Origin of the sequence: Pseudomonas sp. P7758, from assembly GCF_013386485.1 — a bacterium.
Taxonomy (GTDB): Bacteria; Pseudomonadota; Gammaproteobacteria; order Pseudomonadales; family Pseudomonadaceae; genus Aquipseudomonas.
This window is the reverse complement of the sequence record NZ_JACARS010000016.1, coordinates 166230-183260: the sequence shown is the minus strand read 5'-3', so window position 1 is coordinate 183260 and position 17031 is coordinate 166230. Positions and strand designations below refer to the sequence as shown.

At 61.3% G+C, this 17031-nt stretch carries 15 protein-coding genes; 3 read left to right on the top strand and 12 right to left on the bottom strand.

Annotated elements, in window-relative coordinates:
- Positions 1 to 40 precede the first annotated feature (40 nt).
- From HX873_RS04680 to HX873_RS04650, 7 genes are all read right to left on the bottom strand, one after another.
- Complete coding sequence (locus HX873_RS04680) at positions 41 to 940, bottom strand: response regulator (protein WP_003213389.1); 900 nt, start codon at positions 938 to 940, stop codon at positions 41 to 43.
- Positions 941 to 1064: 124 nt separating this feature from the next.
- Positions 1065 to 1826 (bottom strand): phosphate signaling complex protein PhoU, encoded by a 762-nt coding sequence (gene phoU / locus HX873_RS04675; protein WP_003213392.1) that lies wholly within the window; start codon positions 1824 to 1826, stop codon positions 1065 to 1067.
- A gap of 72 nt (positions 1827 to 1898) precedes the next feature.
- Positions 1899 to 2732 carry a phosphate ABC transporter ATP-binding protein PstB gene (gene pstB / locus HX873_RS04670; RefSeq protein ID WP_003213395.1) on the bottom strand — a complete coding sequence of 278 codons (834 nt, stop codon included), beginning with the start codon at positions 2730 to 2732 and terminating at the stop codon, positions 1899 to 1901.
- Between the two features lie 139 nt (positions 2733 to 2871).
- Positions 2872 to 4542 carry a phosphate ABC transporter permease PstA gene (gene pstA / locus HX873_RS04665; RefSeq protein ID WP_008439475.1) on the bottom strand — a complete coding sequence of 557 codons (1671 nt, stop codon included), beginning with the start codon at positions 4540 to 4542 and terminating at the stop codon, positions 2872 to 2874.
- Between the two features lie 15 nt (positions 4543 to 4557).
- Positions 4558 to 6591 (bottom strand): ABC transporter permease subunit, encoded by a 2034-nt coding sequence (locus tag HX873_RS04660; protein WP_177122428.1) that lies wholly within the window; start codon positions 6589 to 6591, stop codon positions 4558 to 4560.
- A gap of 430 nt (positions 6592 to 7021) precedes the next feature.
- The gene (locus HX873_RS04655) at positions 7022 to 8011 is read right to left on the bottom strand and encodes a phosphate ABC transporter substrate-binding protein PstS (protein WP_003213401.1); all 990 of its coding nucleotides are present in this window, start codon (positions 8009 to 8011) and stop codon (positions 7022 to 7024) included.
- A 329-nt stretch (positions 8012 to 8340) separates the two neighbouring features.
- Positions 8341 to 9630 (bottom strand): MFS transporter, encoded by a 1290-nt coding sequence (locus HX873_RS04650; RefSeq protein WP_003213403.1) that lies wholly within the window; start codon positions 9628 to 9630, stop codon positions 8341 to 8343.
- 457 nt (positions 9631 to 10087) lie between these two features.
- Between HX873_RS04650 and HX873_RS04645 the strand changes: the two genes are divergently transcribed.
- Both HX873_RS04645 and HX873_RS04640 read left to right on the top strand, forming a co-directional pair.
- Complete coding sequence (locus HX873_RS04645; RefSeq protein ID WP_003176975.1) at positions 10088 to 10492, top strand: acyl-CoA thioesterase; 405 nt, start codon at positions 10088 to 10090, stop codon at positions 10490 to 10492.
- Positions 10493 to 10550: 58 nt separating this feature from the next.
- Entirely contained in the window at positions 10551 to 11450 is a 900-nt protein-coding gene (locus tag HX873_RS04640) for a D-hexose-6-phosphate mutarotase (protein ID WP_177122427.1), read from the top strand.
- Between the two features lie 120 nt (positions 11451 to 11570).
- On the opposite strand, the gene HX873_RS04635 is transcribed toward HX873_RS04640, so the two are convergent.
- The 5 genes from HX873_RS04635 to HX873_RS04615 form a co-directional block, all read right to left on the bottom strand.
- Positions 11571 to 12104: a DUF3299 domain-containing protein gene (locus tag HX873_RS04635; protein WP_023659290.1), complete on the bottom strand. Its 534-nt coding sequence runs from the start codon at positions 12102 to 12104 to the stop codon at positions 11571 to 11573.
- Positions 12105 to 12182: 78 nt separating this feature from the next.
- Positions 12183 to 12428 carry a GlsB/YeaQ/YmgE family stress response membrane protein gene (locus HX873_RS04630; RefSeq protein ID WP_003213408.1) on the bottom strand — a complete coding sequence of 82 codons (246 nt, stop codon included), beginning with the start codon at positions 12426 to 12428 and terminating at the stop codon, positions 12183 to 12185.
- 103 nt (positions 12429 to 12531) lie between these two features.
- On the bottom strand, positions 12532 to 13617 hold the full coding sequence (locus HX873_RS04625; RefSeq protein WP_017476761.1) for a 5-(carboxyamino)imidazole ribonucleotide synthase: 1086 nt from the start codon (positions 13615 to 13617) through the stop codon (positions 12532 to 12534).
- A gap of 12 nt (positions 13618 to 13629) precedes the next feature.
- Complete coding sequence (gene purE, locus HX873_RS04620; RefSeq protein ID WP_177122426.1) at positions 13630 to 14121, bottom strand: 5-(carboxyamino)imidazole ribonucleotide mutase; 492 nt, start codon at positions 14119 to 14121, stop codon at positions 13630 to 13632.
- 332 nt (positions 14122 to 14453) lie between these two features.
- A complete protein-coding gene (locus HX873_RS04615; protein WP_003213413.1) occupies positions 14454 to 15362 on the bottom strand; it encodes a LysR substrate-binding domain-containing protein in 909 nt (302 codons plus the stop codon).
- A 181-nt stretch (positions 15363 to 15543) separates the two neighbouring features.
- Between HX873_RS04615 and aspA the strand changes: the two genes are divergently transcribed.
- Complete coding sequence (gene aspA / locus HX873_RS04610) at positions 15544 to 16968, top strand: aspartate ammonia-lyase (protein WP_003213415.1); 1425 nt, start codon at positions 15544 to 15546, stop codon at positions 16966 to 16968.
- Positions 16969 to 17031 lie beyond the last annotated feature (63 nt).

The following is a 17031-nucleotide window of genomic DNA, read 5'->3' as shown; positions in this document are numbered from 1 at the left end:
CAAGCCCCCTCGCCACAGGTTTTTTGGAGACCCCATCAAGTCACGCACCCGGCACAAAATGCTTCTGTGCGGTCCCGCGGGCGATCAGCCGCGAAATGTAGTCAAGCTTCTGCGCATCCTGGTCGATAAACCGGAAGGTCAATTGCAGCCAGTCACTGTCGGGCTTGGGCTCGTAGGCCACCACGGCATGCAGGTAGCCATTCAGACGCGCCACTTCAGCGTTCTCACCCTGCTCCAGGTCGAGCACGGCGCTTTCCAGTACCTGAGGCAGGATTTCACCACGACGCACCACCAGCAGCGCCTCCTTGATACTCAGGGCCTTGATCACACACTGCTGGGTGCCACTGGACAAGCGCAGCTGGCCCTGGCCACGACCGCTGGCAGGCGACGCTGCCGCAGCCACCTGCACCGGCGGGCTGTTGAGCAGGCCTTTGCTGGGCGCGGCCACCGGGGCCGGCTTGACTGCGTCAGGCTTGCCACCAGTGAGGGCGCTGAGGGAATCGTTACCGAACGCCGAGTTCATCTTGGTCGGTGCGCTGGCGATCAGCGCGTCGAGGCGGCCAATCTTGTTCAGTGCCTGCTTGACCTTGTTCAGCAACTGCTCGTTGGTGAATGGCTTGCTGACGTAGCCGGAAACCCCGGCCTGGATCGCCTGCACCACGTTTTCCTTGTCGCCACGGCTGGTCACCATGACGAAAGGCATGGCTTTGAGATGAGGCTGTTCACGGCACCAGGTCAACAGTTCCAGGCCGGACATTTCCGGCATTTCCCAGTCGCACAGCACCATGTCGAAGGTTTCGCGCATCAGGATGGCCTGGGCCTTTTTGCCGTTCACCGCATCTTCGATCTTGATCCCCGGGAAGTAGTTACGCAGGCACTTCTTCACCAGGTCGCGAATAAACGAGGCGTCATCCACCACCAATACACTGACTTTGCTCATCGACCCTTCATCCTATAAAAACCCCGGCAAGCATAACGCTTCGCTGATGGCGTTTTGCCAAAAATTCCAACACCACAAACGAAAACGCCCGACCAAAGGCCGGGCGTTTATTTCTCGGGCAATCTTACTTATCGTCAGGAACGCCCGGAACATTAGGGATTTGATCGGTCGTACCTTCAACTTCTGCTTTCATCCGCTTGAGGCCCATGTGCCGCACGTCAGTACCCCGCACCAGGTAAATCACCAGTTCCGAGATGTTGCGTGCGTGGTCGCCGATGCGTTCCAGCGAACGCAGTACCCAGATGATGCTCAGTACCCGTGAGATAGAGCGCGGGTCTTCCATCATGTAGGTCGCCAGTTCGCGCAGCGCCGTCTTGTATTCGCGGTCGATGGTCTTGTCGTATTGGGCCACCGACAACGCCAGCTCGGCGTCGAAACGGGCAAACGCGTCGAGGGCGTCGCGAACCATGTTGCGCACCTGGTCACCGATGTGGCGCACTTCGACATAACCACGCGGCGCTTCGCCTTCCTCACACAACTGGATGGCGCGGCGGGCGATCTTGGTGGCTTCGTCACCGATGCGCTCCAGGTCGATCACCGACTTGGAGATGCTGATGATCAAACGCAGGTCCGACGCCGCCGGCTGACGACGGGCCAGGATGCGCAGGCATTCTTCGTCGATGTTGCGTTCCATCTGGTTGATCTGGTCATCGATCTCGCGCACTTGCTGGGCCAGGCCCGAGTCGGCCTCGATCAGCGCGGTGACGGCGTCGTTGACTTGCTTCTCCACCAGCCCGCCCATGGCCAGGAGGTGGCTGCGCACCTCCTCAAGCTCGGCGTTGAACTGCGCGGAGATGTGATGGGTAAGGCCTTCTTTGCTAATCATGTTGGCGTCCTTGGAACGTCCAGTAAGGTGCGGTCGACCGCAGCATCAGTTCAGTGAGCAACCAGCCACCTGCTAGCCGTAGCGACCGGTGATGTAGTCTTCGGTCTGCTTCTTCGCCGGGTTGGTGAACAGGGTATCGGTGTCGCCAAATTCCACCAGCTTGCCCATGTACATGAACGCGGTGTAGTCGGAAACCCGCGCCGCCTGTTGCATGTTGTGGGTCACGATGACGATGGTGAACTTGGATTTGAGTTCGTAGATCAGCTCTTCGACTTTCAACGTGGAGATGGGGTCGAGTGCCGAGCACGGTTCGTCGAGCAACAGCACTTCCGGCTCCACGGCGATGGTGCGGGCGATCACCAGACGTTGCTGCTGGCCGCCGGACAAACCGAGGGCCGACTCGTGCAGGCGGTCCTTGACCTCGTCCCACAGCGCCGCGCCTTTCAGTGCCCACTCAACGGCTTCGTCGAGGACGCGCTTTTTGTTGATGCCCTGGATGCGCAGGCCGTAGACCACGTTTTCGTAGATGGTCTTGGGAAACGGGTTGGGCTTCTGGAACACCATGCCCACCCGGCGCCGCAGCTCGGCCACGTCTTCGCCCTTGCGGTAGATGTTGGTGCCGTACAGGTTGATCGCGCCCTCGACGCGGCAGCCGTCCACCAGATCGTTCATCCGGTTGAAGGTGCGCAGCAGGGTCGACTTGCCGCAACCGGACGGGCCGATGAAGGCGGTCACGCGCTGCTTCGGGATGTTCATGCTGACGTCGTACAGCGCCTGCTTGTCGCCGTAGTACAGGCTCAGGCCCGGGACTTCGATGGCCACGGTTTCCTGGGCCAGGCTCAGGCTCTGCTTGTCGCGACCCAGGGCTGACATGTTGATGCCGTGGGAATGGGTTTCATGTTGCATGGGATGCTCCCTGTGCTACCAATTCGTTTTGTGGGAGCGGGCTTGCTCGCGAAGGCGTCAGGTCAGTTGACCCATGTATGACTGATACACCGCATTCGCGAGCAAGCCCGCTCCCACATTTAGTCCGCGTTCACTTCAATTAACTGTCCAGCGCTTTGTATTTTTCGCGCAGGTGGTTACGAATCCACACCGCCGACAAGTTGAGCGTGGCGATCACCAGCACCAGCAGCAAGGCGGTGGCGTACACCAGCGGCCGCGCGGCTTCGACGTTGGGGCTCTGGAAGCCGACGTCATAGATATGGAAGCCCAGGTGCATGATCTTCTGGTCCAGGTGCAGGTACGGGTAGTTGCCGTCCACCGGCAGCGACGGCGCCAGTTTCACCACACCCACCAGCATCAGCGGCGCCACTTCACCGGCGGCGCGGGCCACGGCGAGGATCATGCCGGTCATCATCGCCGGGCTGGCCATCGGCAGCACGATCTTCCACAGCGTTTCCGCCTTGGTCGCGCCCAGTGCCAAAGAACCTTCACGTACGGTGCGAGGAATCCGCGCCAGGCCTTCTTCAGTGGCCACGATCACCACCGGTACCGCCAGCAGCGCCAGGGTCAGGGACGCCCAGAGCAGGCCAGGCGTACCGAAGGTCGGTGCCGGCAAGGCTTCGGCGAAGAACAGCCGGTCAACCGAGCCGCCCAGTACGTACACAAAGAAGCCAAGGCCGAACACGCCGTAAACGATGGCGGGTACACCGGCCAGGTTGTTCACCGCGATGCGGATGATCCGCGTCAGGGTGTTCTGCTTGGCGTATTCACGCAGGTACACCGCCGCCAGCACGCCGAACGGGGTCACGATCATCGCCATGATCAGGGTCATCATCACGGTGCCGAAGATCGCCGGGAAAATCCCGCCTTCGGTGTTGGCTTCCCGTGGATCGTCGCTGAGGAATTCCCAGACCTTGCTGAAGTAGAAACCAACCTTGGTCATGTAGCCCATGGCGTTCGGCTGGTAAGCGTGCACCACCTTGCCAATGCCGATTTCGATTTCTTTGCCGTTGGCATCGCGGGCGGTCAGGCTGTCGCGGTTGAACTGGGTGTGCAGGTCGGCCAGGCGGGCTTCAATATCCTTGTAGCGGTTGTTCAGTTCGGCGCGGCCGCTGTCCATGTCGGCCTGGGCGGTGGCGTCCAGCTTGCCTTCCAGCTCCAGCTTGCGACCGTGCAGGCGGATGCGTTCGAGGCCGGCGTTGATGGCGCCGATGTCGGACTTCTCGAGGGTCTTGAGCTGGGCCGCGAGCTTGTTGACGCGGTCCACGCGGGCTTGCAGTTCCGGCCAGGCCGCCTCGCCTTCGGCGATCACCTTGCCGTCCTGCTTGACGTTGACCAGGGTGCCGTAGAAGTTGCCCCACTCACGACGCTCGATGGCCATCAACTCGACCGGCTTGGTCTGGTTGGTCAGCCACTCGCCGACGATCCAGGTGAAGTCATTGCCGTTCAAGTCACGGTTGCCGACCTTGATCAGCTCGCGGGTCATGAACTCCGGGCCTTGGTCCGGCACCGGCAAGCCAGCGCTTTTCAGGCGCTCGCGGGGCACTTCTTCTTTCTGCACCACTTCGCCGACGACGATGTGATTTTCCTGGCCCGGCACGTTGTAGTTGGCCTGGATCAGGTCGGCCGGCCAGAAGTGGCCCAGGCCACGCACGGCAATCACGGCCAGCAAACCAATGGTCATGATGACCGCGATGGACACCGCGCCACCGCTGATCCAGACGCCCGGGGCGCCGCTCTTGAACCATCCATTCAGGGAGTTCTGTTTCACAGACTTCTACCTTTCTTAAAGCGACGAGTATTTCTTGCGCAGACGCTGACGAATCAGCTCGGCGAGGGTGTTCATGATGAAGGTGAACAGCAGCAGCACCAGCGCCGAGAGGAACAGCACGCGGTAGTGACTGCCGCCGACTTCCGATTCGGGCATTTCCACCGCGACGTTGGCTGCCAGGGTGCGCAGGCCTTCAAACAGGTTCATCTCCATCACCGGCGTATTGCCGGTGGCCATCAGCACGATCATGGTTTCACCGACCGCGCGGCCCATGCCGATCATCAGCGCCGAGAAGATGCCTGGGCTGGCGGTCAGGATCACGACGCGGGTCATGGTCTGCCATGGCGTGGCGCCCAGGGCCAGGGAGCCCAGGGTCAGGCCGCGCGGCACGCTGAACACGGCGTCTTCGGCGATGGAGTAGATGTTCGGGATCACCGCGAAACCCATGGCCAGGCCGACTACCAGGGCGTTGCGCTGGTCGTAGGTGATGCCCAGGTCGTGGGAGATCCACATGCGCATGTCGCCGCCGAAGAACCAGGTTTCCAGGTACGGGCTCATGTACAACGAGAGCCAGCCCACAAACAGGATGACCGGGATCAGGATCGCGCTTTCCCAGCCATCCGGGACCCGCAGGCGGATCGACTCAGGCAGGCGGCTGAAGACGAAGCCGGCCACCAGGATGCCAATCGGCAGCAGCATCAGCAGGCTGAAAATCCCCGGCAGGTGCCCTTCGACATACGGCGCCAGGAACAGGCCGGCGAAGAAGCCGAGGATCACCGTCGGCATCGCTTCCATCAATTCGATCACCGGCTTGACCTTGCGGCGCAGGCTCGGGGCCATGAAGTAAGCGGTGTAGATCGCAGCGGCAACGGCCAGTGGTGCGGCCAGCAGCATGGCGTAGAACGCGGCCTTCAGGGTACCGAAGGTCAGGGGCGCCAGGCTCATCTTGGGTTCGAAATCGGTGTTGGCGGCGGTCGATTGCCAGACGTATTTAGGTTCGTCGTAGTTTTCGTACCAGACCTTGCTCCACAGCGCGCTCCAGGAAACTTCCGGGTGCGGGTTGTCCAGCAGCAGCGGTTGAAGCTTGCCGCCGGCCTCGACGATCACCCGGTTGGCCCGTGGCGACATGCCGAAGATGCCGTTGCCGTCGACCACCTGGTCCACCAGCAACGTACGGTGGGCAGTGCTGTGGAACACGCCGAACTTGCCGGAAGCGTCGAGGGCGGTGAAGCCTTTGCGACGTTCTTCAGCAGTGATTTCAACGATAGGCGCGGTGCCCATCTGGAAGGTACGGATCTGCTTCAGGCGTTGTTCGCCGTCCGGGTCGCGGGCCATGAACCACTGCGCCAGGCCACCGCTGGAGTTACCGATGATCAGCGAGATGCCGCCCACCAGTTGGGTGCTGGCCGTGACTTGCGCCACGCCGTCTTCCAATAATTTGTAGCGACCGTTGAGGCTGTTGTCCCGCAGGCTGAAAACGTCGGCCTGGGCGCGACCGTTGATCACGTACAGCCACTGCTGGCGCGGATCAACGAAGATGGCTTTGACCGGCTCGGTCATTTGCGGCAGCTCGATGCGTTTCTGCTCGGTGGTGACTTCCTCGGTCATCATGTTTTCTTCACGGCTGATGGACAGCACGTTCAGATGGGCACCACTGGAACCGGCCACCACCAGCGTCGAGTCGGTCGCGTTCAAGGCGACATGCTCAAGGGAGCGGCCTTGTTCGTCGAGGACGATCGGTGTTTCGCCGTAAGGGTATTCAACGGCGGGCGAGATGGTCTTCTTGCCGTCCGGGTACGACACTTTATAGGTGTGGCGGAACACCAGGGACTGGCCGTTGGACAGGCCGAGGATCACCAGCGGGCTGCCGGGCTGGTCTTCACCAATGGAGGCGACTGTCACGCCCGCCGGCAACGGCAGGTCAACGCGCTTGAGTTCGGCACCCGTGTCAACGTTGAAGAACAGCGCCTGGCCCTTGCCGGAAACCCGCATGGCGACCTGGTTCTGTTCTTCCATGGAGATCATCAGCGGCTTGCCGGCGTCCTGCAGCCAGGCAGGCGCGAGGGCCTCTTCCTTGGTCAGGTTGGCGCCGTGGAACAGCGGCGCGACCACGTAGGCGAGGAAGAAGAAGATCAAGGTGATCGCGCCCAGGACGGCGAGGCCGCCAATCAGCACGTACCAGCGGGTCAGGCGATCCTTGAGCGCGCGGATGCGGCGCTTGCGTTGCAGCTCAGGCGTATTGAAATCAATGCGCTTGGGGGGAGAAGTCGTCGTCATGGTGGAATTGGCCAGATCATTCATGCGCACACCCTAGCGATCCTGTATGACAGAAAGATGACAATGCAGTGACGCAAGAAATCCGCCGCGTAGCAGGGCTGGCAGCGGATTAAAAAATGGGAGGCGAGGTCCAGGTCTTACAGACCCCGCCCGGGCCTTGAACCGTGGATAAACCGCGGTTCAAGGCAGGTTTACCGGCGGCTTATTTGCCACCTTCTTTCAGGCCCAGGTCAGCCAGTGCCTTGGCGGCAACTTTGGCTGGCAGCGGGATGTAGCCGTCTTTCACTACCACTTCCTGGCCCTGTTTGGACAGAACCAGCTTCACGAACTCGGCTTCCAGCGGGGCCAGAGGCTTGTTCGGGGCTTTGTTGACGTAGACGTAGAGGAAGCGCGACAGCGGGTATTTGCCGTTCAGGGCGTTTTCTTCGCTGTCTTCGATGAAGTCAGTGCTGCCTTTCTTGGCCAGGGCCACGGTTTTCACGCTGGCGGTTTTGTAACCGATGCCCGAGTAACCGATGCCGTTCAGCGAGGAGCTGATGGACTGCACAACCGACGCCGAACCAGGTTGTTCGTTCACGTTAGGCTTGTAGTCGCCTTTGCACAGGGCTTCTTCCTTGAAGTAGCCGTAGGTGCCGGATACCGAGTTGCGACCGAACAGTTGCACTGGCTTGTTGGCCAGGTCGCCGGTCACGCCCAGGTCGCCCCAGGTCTTGACGTCAGCCTTGGCGCCGCACAGACGAGTCGAGGAGAAGATCGCGTCGACTTGTTCCATGGTCAGGTGCTGGATCGGGTTGTCCTTGTGCACGAACACGGCCAGGGCATCCACGGCAACCGGGATCGCGGTTGGCTTGTAGCCGTACTTCTGCTCGAAGGCAGCCAGTTCGGTGTCCTTCATCTTGCGGCTCATCGGGCCCAGGTTGGAGGTGCCTTCAGTCAGTGCAGGAGGTGCAGTGGCGGAGCCGGCGGCCTGAATCTGGATGTTGACGTTCGGGTATTCCTTTTTGTAACCCTCAGCCCACAGGGTCATCAGGTTTGCCAGGGTATCGGAACCAACGCTGGACAGGTTGCCCGACACACCAGTGGTCTTCACGTAAGCCGGAATCGCCGGGTCAACACCAGCGGCTACCGCGTTAGCGGTCGCAACGCCAGCAGCGACAAAAGTCATTGCCGCCATCAAACGTTTCAGTTTCATGCCTTGCTCCTAGCAGATAAGGATAGTTGGATCGGGGCCAAGTATCGGTAGGCCGTGTGAACACTCTATGTCTGGAATATGACAATTAGATGAAAGGCCAGCATTTATGAAAAAGCTGACAGGAAGGAGAAACGCCAATAAATCCGGGGCTTGCGAGGAGGTTGGAGCGATTTCGTGGAAACAATCTGTAATCGTTGTAAGGCAAAATCTGTGGCGAGGGAGCTTGCTCCCGTTGGGTCGCGTAGCGGCCCCCAGAATGGAACGGCTGCGCAGTTCAACGGGAGCAAGCTCCCTCGCCACAAGGTTGTCCGGCAGTTTTCAAAAACGTGTCAGCGCCCGCGCTTCCACAGGTACCCACCCACCGCCATCCCCATCACGCACAGGGCCGCCACGTAGTAAGCAGGGCCCATCGGGCTTTCCTTCATCAGCAGCGACACCGCTAACGGCGTCAGGCCACCGAATACGGCGTAGGCGACGTTGTAGGAGAACGACAAACCGCTGAAACGCACCACCGGCGGGAACGCTTTCACCATGACATAGGGCACCACGCCGATGGTGCCTACAAACAGGCCGGTCAAGGCGTACAGCGGGAACAGCCAGTCCGGGTGAGCCATCAGGCTGTGATAGAGCGTCCAGGACGTTGCCAGCAACAAGGCACAACCGATGATCAGCACGCGCCCGGCACCAAAACGGTCGGCCAGGGCGCCGGAAGCAATACACCCCAGGCTCAGAGTGACGATGGCCAGGCTATTGGCCTGCAGCGCCACCGTTGGGCTGAAGTGGTAGATCGTTTGCAGCACGGTCGGCGTCATCAGGATAACCACGACCACACCGGCCGACAGCAGCCAGGTCAACAGCATCGACAGTACGATGGCGCCACGATGGTCACGCAACACCGCGCGCAACGGCAGCTCGGCCGCCAGGGTCTTGCGCTGCTGCATCTCGGCGAAGATCGGGGTTTCGTGCAGCCAGCGACGCAGGTACACCGACAACAGGCCGAACACGCCACCCAGCAGGAACGGAATGCGCCAGGCGTAATCCGACACCTGTTCCGGGCTGTAGAGCGTGTTGATGGCGGTGGCCACCAGCGAACCCAACAGGATGCCGGCCGTCAGGCCGCTGGTCAGGGTGCCGCAGGCATAACCGATGTGACGGGGCGGCACGTGCTCGGATACGAACACCCACGCGCCCGGCACTTCACCGCCAATCGCCGCGCCCTGGATCACGCGCATCAGCAGCAACAGGATCGGCGCCCACAGGCCGATCTGCGCGTAGGTCGGCAGCAGGCCCATGATCAGGGTCGGCACGGCCATCATGAAGATGCTCAGGGTAAACATCTTCTTGCGCCCCAGCAGGTCGCCGAAGTGCGCCATGATGATCCCGCCCAGCGGCCGCGCCAGGTAGCCGGCGGCGAAGATGCCGAAGGTCTGCATCATGCGCAGCCATTCGGGCATGTCCGCCGGGAAGAACAGCTTCCCGACTACCGTCGCAAAAAATACGAAGATGATGAAGTCGTAGAACTCCAGCGCCCCGCCCAAGGCAGACAGCGACAGGGTTTTGTAGTCGTTGCGGGTCAGCGGGCGCGACGGTTGCGCACTGCTTGCGGGCACGGAGGACATGGCAAGGCTTCTCTTATAGTAGTCAGGACGGCAAGCCCGGGACTTGCGGCAGGCTTGGCAAGATAGCAAATCGCTTGAAAAAGCACAGCGTTGAGCCGTTAACAGTTCAGATCCGCGAAATATTTCCGTAGCAGACGTGCAATTAATATGAGCAGGAGCACAGTTGCCGGAAAAAGCCGCGATACAGCGTCTATTTACCGACCAAATGAGCGTAGGGAGGTCGTCGTGGCGCCGACGGCTCGATATACTCGGCCCTTGCAAGCGCCAGACCCGCATCCTTGAGGGGCTGCTGTGCCAAAACGCCGTTGGTTATACACCAGCCGATTTGGCAGAGTTTCCCTTTAGTACGCCTTACGAGAAACGCATCGAGCGGTGTATGTTGGTGCTGAAACGTTTTTCCAGAAGACGGCTATCCACTTGAAATACCCATGAAGCGTCACGGGTCAGAGGCACCGGCATGATCGAACTCGAACAAGAAGATCCTATCCCGCAAGGCGATCTCGCCCTGCAAATCACCGCACTCCCGCGTGAGACCAACGGTTTCGGCGACATCTTCGGCGGCTGGCTGGTCGCGCAGATGGACCTGGCCGGCACCGCCATGGCGAGCAAGGTTGCCGGTGGCCGCGTAGCCACCGTGGCGATTGATCGCATGGCATTCCTGGTGCCCGTGGCCGTCGGCGCGCAGTTGTCCTTCTACACCCAAGCCCTGGAAATCGGCCGCAGCTCGATCCAGATGATGGTCGAAGTGTGGAGCGACGACCCGCTGTCCAGCGAATGGCGCAAGGTGACCGAGGCGGTGTTTGTGTTCGTTGCCATCGATGGCAGCGGCCGCACCCGCTCGGTTCCGTCGCGGGCGCGTTAAACATCGCGACGTTTTGACGGTCCATTGCCCCATTGTCTGCCATTGAGAGCGCGCGCCTATGTCTACGCCCAACGTTGAAACCGTAAAACTGGATGAGCTGAACGCTTGGCGCATCCGCCACAACGGCGCCGAATTGGTGGTGGCCCAGCAAGGCGCGCACATCGTGAGTTACCAGCGCACCGGCGAGAAGCCGCTGATCTGGCCCAACGATCAGGTGGTGTTCAAGAAAGGCAAAGGCATTCGTACCGGCGTGCCGGTGTGCTGGCCGTGGTTTGGTGTGTTCGACCGCAACCCGCAGAGCGTCAAGGCCATGTACCAGGGCGCCGAGCCGGCCGGTGCCCATGGTTTCGTGCGGACCGCTGACTGGACGTTGGCTGGCGTTGAGGCTGAAGGCACAGCGCTGAGGGTTGAGCTGGAACTGCCAGTGCCTGAAGGTGGCTTCCCGGGTTGGCCGCATCAGGTTGACCTGAAGATGAGCATCCTGCTGGATGATCAACTGCACATCCGCCTGACCAGCCACAACCACGGCGCCGAGACCGTCAGCCTCAGCCAGGCGCTGCACAGCTATTTTGCGGTCAGCGATGTACGCAACGTGCAGGTCGACGGCCTGGACGGGCGGGACTATATCGATACCGCCGACGGCTGGACCCAAAAGCAGCAATCCGGGCTGCTGCACTTCACCGCCGAGACCGACCGCATCTACCTCGACACCCCGACTCAAGTGAACATCGTCGATAAAGACTGGCAGCGCCGCGTTCAGCTCACCAGCACAGGCTCGCGCTCGACGGTGATCTGGAACCCGTGGACTGAACGCGCCAAGGCTTTCAGCGACATGGCCGACGACGGCTGGCAGGGCATGTTGTGCATCGAGACCGCGAATGTGCTGGACGATGTGGTGACGCTGGCGCCGGGTGAAAGCCATACCCTGGGCGTGAGCATCAGCGGTATCGCCCTGTAACCCCAATCAAAAATGTGGGAGCGGGCTTGCTCGCGAATGCGGTGTTCCAGTTAGTGCATGTGCTGACTGACACACCGCATTCGCGAGCAAGCCCGCTCCCACATTAGGTTCTGCATCAGATCAGAGATCCGATTCCTTGACCGCCCGCACCTTCCCCGCATCCAACGCATACGCCGCATCGGCCAGGTCATTGTTGACCTTCTCCACCTTCAGCGTGCCCGTCACCCACAGCGGCGTGTAGATGTCATCCAGCTTCAAGCCCTTGGGATAACGCACCAGCACCAACTGGTTGGGCGGCGGTGGCGGCACGTGGATGCAGGCGCCCGGATAAGGCACCAGGAAGAACAGCGTGCTGCGGCCCTTGGCGTCGGTTTCCAGCGGCACGGGGTAGCCGCCAATGCGAATATTCTTGCCGTTCATGGCAGCCACCGTCTTGGTGGAATACATAACCGCCGGCAAACCCTTGCTCTGCTTCAGGCCACCCTTTGCGGTGAACGTGCCTTGGGCTTCCGGGGAGTTGTGGTCGATTTCCGGCATTTCTTCGAGGGCTTTCTGGTCCGACTTGGGCATCAGTTCCAGCCAGTCGGTTTCCGGCAGTTCGCCAGCGTGGGCCAACCCGGTGCATAGAAGAAGGGATAACAGGAGACGGCGCATGGAGGGGCTCGGCAAGGATTACAGTGCCGGCATTCTAGCCCTCTGCGCCTGCGCAGCGCAGAGGGCCTGGTCGCTAAATTACTTCTTTTTCAGCAGACCGTAGATCACCAGCAGCACCACGGCACCCACCAGCGCACCAATGAAGCCTGCGCCCTGGCCAGCCTGATAGATGCCCAGTGCCTGGCCACCATAAGTCGCAACCAGCGAACCGGCGATACCCAGCAGGATGGTCATGATCCAGCCCATGCTGTCGTCGCCTGGCTTCAGGAAACGCGCCAGCAGGCCGACGATCAAACCGATAAAGATGGTCCCAATGATACCCATGGCATTTCCCTCTGATTGAAGTGAATTCAGTCAAAGCCTAGTCAGACTTTGGCTTCCTGCAATCAGAGGGTGGCGGGTACCAATGGTTCCGCCCGGCCTTGGGTTATTGCTCGGCGATCAGCGCTTCGACCTTGAGGATCTGCGCTTGCAGCGTCGCGCGATCCTTGCAGCGCAGGTTGGCGTGGCCGACCTTGCGCCCGGCCTTGAACGCCTTGCCGTAGTGATGCAGATGGCAGTCATCAATCGCGATCACGCGATCAACCGGCGGCACCACGCCGATGAAGTTGAGCATGGCGCTCTCGCCGACTTTTGCCGTGGAGCCCAATGGCAAGCCCGCTACCGCCCGCAGGTGGTTTTCGAACTGGCTGCACTCGGCACCTTCGGTGGTCCAGTGCCCGGAGTTGTGCACGCGCGGGGCGATTTCGTTGGCCTTGAGGCCACCGTCGACTTCAAAGAACTCGAACGCCATCACGCCGACGTAATCCAGTTGCTTCAGCACACGGCTCGAATAATCTTCGGCCAGGGCTTGCAGCGGGTGATCGGTGCTGGCCACGGACAGCTTGAGGATGCCGCTGTCGTGGGTGTTGTGCACCAGCGGGTAGAAACGCGTTTCGCCATCGCGGGCACGCACGGCAATCAGCGAGACTTCACCGGTGAACGGCACGAAGCCTTCCAGCAGGCAGGCAACGCTGCCCAGTTCGGCGAAGGTACCGACCACGTCGGCGGCGGTGCGCAGGACTTTCTGGCCCTTGCCGTCGTAACCCAGGGTGCGGGTCTTCAACACGGCCGGCAGGCCGATGGAGGCGACTGCGGCGTCCAGGTCAGCCTGGGACTGGATGTCGGCGAAAGCCGGTGTCGGGATGCCCAGGTCCTTGAACATGCTCTTCTCGAACCAGCGGTCACGCGCGATGCGCAAGGCTTCGGCGCTCGGGTATACCGGCACGAACTGCGACAGGAAGGCCACGGTTTCAGCCGGGACGCTTTCAAACTCGAAGGTCACCAGGTCGACTTCATCGGCCAGCTGGCGCAGGTGATCCGGGTCGCTGTAGTCCGCACGCAGGTGTTCACCCAGGGCAGCTGCACAGGCATCTGGTGCCGGATCCAGGAAAGCGAAGTTCATCCCCAGCGGCGTACCCGCCAGGGCCAGCATGCGGCCCAGTTGGCCGCCACCGATTACACCGATTTTCATCAATCAACCACCTCAGGCAATGCGTGGGTCTGGATTGTCCAGGACGCTGTCTGTCTGCTCAGCACGGAATTTTTTCAGCGCCGCGTGGAACTGCGGGTACTTGGCGCCGAGGATGCTGGCGGACAACAAGGCAGCATTGATCGCACCGGCCTTGCCGATCGCCAGGGTGGCCACCGGAATACCGGCGGGCATCTGCACGATGGACAACAGCGAATCCACGCCCGAGAGCATCGACGACTGCACCGGTACGCCCAGCACTGGCAGGTGAGTCTTGGCTGCACACATGCCTGGCAGGTGAGCTGCGCCGCCGGCACCGGCGATGATTACCTCGATGCCACGGGATTCTGCTTCATCGGCATACTGGAACAGCAAATCCGGAGTGCGGTGGGCGGAAACCACCTTCACTTCGTAGGGAATGCCGAGTTTTTCCAGCATATCGGCGGTGTGGCTAAGGGTGGACCAATCGGACTTGGAGCCCATGATCACGCCAACCAATGCACTCATCGTCGTGCCTCTTCTCTCTGGGCGCCCGCAGGCGCGTCAAAAAACAACAAGCCACGCGGGAAATCCAGCGTGGCTTGTTGTACGAATTAAGGCCGGTTGGACCGGCCGAAGGCCGCGCAGTATACCGTAATAACGCAGATAAACAGCCCCTGGAATGACCATCTGTCTTACACCGCAAACAGGCGGTTTTATTGACTTCCAGGTCAGCGAACACACCAGAAAACTAATGTGGGAGCGGGCTTGCTCGCGAATGCGGTGGATCAGCCACAGATGGGTTGACTGACACTACGCTTTCGCGAGCAAGCCCGCTCCCACATTTGATCTGTGTGGGCTCAGGTGTTCTGCGCCGCGCCGCCTTCCAGCTTGCGCCACAACAACCGCACGTTCGCCTTGCGCACCAACGCACAGCGATACAACCGGATCTCCAGCGGCACATGCCATTGCGGGCCGCCGCACACCACCAGTTCACCCCGGGCCAGCTCGGCGCGCACGCTCAACTGCGGCACCCAGGCAATGCCCAAGCCCTCAAGGGCCATGCTTTTCAGGCTGTCGGCCATGGCCGTTTCGTAAATCGTGGTAAAGCGCAGCGCCCGCTGGCGCAGCAGCAGGTTTACCGAGCGCCCCAGGAAAGCTCCGGCGCTGTAGGCCAGCAGCGGCACGCTGCCCTCGCCTTCCAGGTCGAACAACGGCTTGCCGTCGGCATCGGCGGCGCACACCGGCAGCATCTCGGTGTTGCCCAGGTGCAGCGACGGGAAGATCTCCGGGTCCATCTGCATCGCCGCATCCGGGTCGTAGAACGCCAGCATCAAATCGCAACCGCCTTCACGCAGCGCATGCACGGCGTCGCCCACGTTGGTGGCGACCAACCGCGTGGCGATGTTCAGCCCTTCGTTGCGCAACTGCGCGATCCAGCGCGGGAAGAAACCCAGGGCCAGGGAGTGCGCCGCCGCCACTTGCATGACTTCGCCCTGCCCGCCTTCCAGGTGATGCAGGTGGCGCAGCACCTCGCCGAGTTGCTCGACCACGGTCCGCGCGGTGACCAGGAACAACTGCCCCGCCGCCGTCAGTTCGACCGGCGTGCGCGAGCGATTGACCAGGGTCAGCCCCAGCGCCGCCTCCAGGCTGCGGATGCGCCGACTGAACGCCGGCTGGGTGACGAAGCGCCGCTCAGCCGCCTGGGAGAAGCTGCGGGTGGCAGCCAGGGCGCTAAAGTCTTCCAGCCATTTGCTTTCAAGGTTCATCACATCCTCCCGGGGCACGCACCATTTTGGCACACACGTCCGTCATGGTAACGGGGTCACACCGACATTATGCCGTTTATGCATAGGCCAGTGTTTAACAGCATTGGCCCAAAATCTCCTGCAAGCCTAGCATTCACAGCGTTCCGGCCTAGCCCGGGTCCATATCGAGATGATTTCCGTCATGTCCTCCGCTGCATCTTTCCGCACAGAAAAAGACCTGCTTGGCGTACTCGAAGTACCCGCTCAAGCGTATTACGGCATCCAGACCCTGCGAGCGGTGAACAACTTCCGTCTCTCGGGCGTTCCGATTTCGCATTACCCGAAATTGGTGGTCGGCCTGGCAATGGTCAAGCAGGCAGCTGCTGACGCCAACCGCGAGCTGGGCCAACTCAGCGAAGCCAAGCACGCTGCCATCAGCGAAGCCTGTGCCCGTCTGATCCGCGGCGATTTCCACGAAGAGTTCGTGGTGGACATGATTCAAGGCGGCGCTGGCACTTCAACCAACATGAATGCCAACGAAGTCATCGCCAACATCGCGCTGGAGGCCATGGGCCACAGCAAGGGCGAATACCAATACCTGCACCCCAACAACGACGTGAACATGGCGCAGTCGACCAACGACGCCTACCCGACCGCGATCCGCCTGGGTCTGCTGCTGGGCCACGACGCGCTGTTGGCCAGCCTCGACAGCCTGATCCAGGCGTTCGCTGCCAAGGGTGAAGAATTCAGCCACGTCCTGAAAATGGGCCGTACCCAGCTGCAAGACGCCGTGCCGATGACCCTCGGCCAGGAATTCCGTGCCTTCGCCACCACCCTCGGTGAAGACCTGGCCCGCCTGAAGACCCTGGCGCCTGAGCTGCTGACCGAAGTGAACCTGGGCGGCACCGCCATCGGTACCGGCATCAACGCCGACCCGCGTTACCAGGCCCTGGCCGTCCAGCGCCTGGCGACCATCAGCGGCCAGCCGCTGGTACCGGCTGCCGACCTGATCGAAGCCACCTCCGACATGGGCGCTTTCGTGCTGTTCTCCGGCATGCTCAAGCGTACCGCGGTGAAGCTGTCGAAGATCTGCAACGACCTGCGCCTGCTGTCCAGCGGCCCGCGCACCGGCATCAACGAAATCAACCTGCCGGCGCGTCAGCCAGGCAGCTCGATCATGCCCGGCAAGGTCAACCCGGTGATCCCGGAAGCCGTGAACCAGGTGGCGTTCCAAATCATCGGTAACGATTTGGCGCTGACCATCGCGGCCGAAGGCGGCCAGCTGCAACTGAACGTGATGGAGCCGCTGATCGCCTACAAGATCTTCGACTCGATCCGCCTGTTGCAACGCGCCATGGACATGCTGCGCGAGCACTGCATCGTCGGCATCACTGCCAACGAAGCCCGCTGCCGCGAGCTGGTGGAACACTCCATCGGCCTGGTCACCGCGCTGAACCCGTACATCGGCTATGAAAACGCCACCCGCATCGCCCGTATCGCCCTTGAAAGCGGCCGCGGCGTGCTGGAACTGGTGCGCGAAGAAGGCTTGCTCGACGACGCCATGCTCGACGACATCCTGCGCCCCGAAAACATGATTGCCCCACGCTTGGTGCCTCTGAAGGCCTAAGCGTTTGTTGCACCGCTCACCAGGTTGAGGGACTAGACACCTCTCACCTTTTGAGGGCCTGAA

Bases quoted from the DNA above. Each gene is read 5' to 3' on its own strand.
- HX873_RS04650 (WP_003213403.1), bottom strand. From the start codon at position 9,630: ATGTCCTCCGTGCCCGCAAGCAGTGCGCAACCGTCGCGCCCGCTGACC.
- pstB (WP_003213395.1), bottom strand. From the start codon at position 2,732: ATGCAACATGAAACCCATTCCCACGGCATCAACATGTCAGCCCTGGGT.
- HX873_RS04625 (WP_017476761.1), bottom strand. From the start codon at position 13,617: ATGAAAATCGGTGTAATCGGTGGCGGCCAACTGGGCCGCATGCTGGCC.
- aspA (WP_003213415.1), top strand. From the start codon at position 15,544: ATGTCCTCCGCTGCATCTTTCCGCACAGAAAAAGACCTGCTTGGCGTA.
- HX873_RS04645 (WP_003176975.1), top strand. From the start codon at position 10,088: ATGATCGAACTCGAACAAGAAGATCCTATCCCGCAAGGCGATCTCGCC.
- HX873_RS04630 (WP_003213408.1), bottom strand. From the start codon at position 12,428: ATGGGTATCATTGGGACCATCTTTATCGGTTTGATCGTCGGCCTGCTG.
- HX873_RS04680 (WP_003213389.1), bottom strand. From the start codon at position 940: ATGAGCAAAGTCAGTGTATTGGTGGTGGATGACGCCTCGTTTATTCGC.
- HX873_RS04640 (WP_177122427.1), top strand. From the start codon at position 10,551: ATGTCTACGCCCAACGTTGAAACCGTAAAACTGGATGAGCTGAACGCT.
- phoU (WP_003213392.1), bottom strand. From the start codon at position 1,826: ATGATTAGCAAAGAAGGCCTTACCCATCACATCTCCGCGCAGTTCAAC.
- purE (WP_177122426.1), bottom strand. From the start codon at position 14,121: ATGAGTGCATTGGTTGGCGTGATCATGGGCTCCAAGTCCGATTGGTCC.
- HX873_RS04635 (WP_023659290.1), bottom strand. From the start codon at position 12,104: ATGCGCCGTCTCCTGTTATCCCTTCTTCTATGCACCGGGTTGGCCCAC.
- HX873_RS04655 (WP_003213401.1), bottom strand. From the start codon at position 8,011: ATGAAACTGAAACGTTTGATGGCGGCAATGACTTTTGTCGCTGCTGGC.
- HX873_RS04615 (WP_003213413.1), bottom strand. From the start codon at position 15,362: ATGAACCTTGAAAGCAAATGGCTGGAAGACTTTAGCGCCCTGGCTGCC.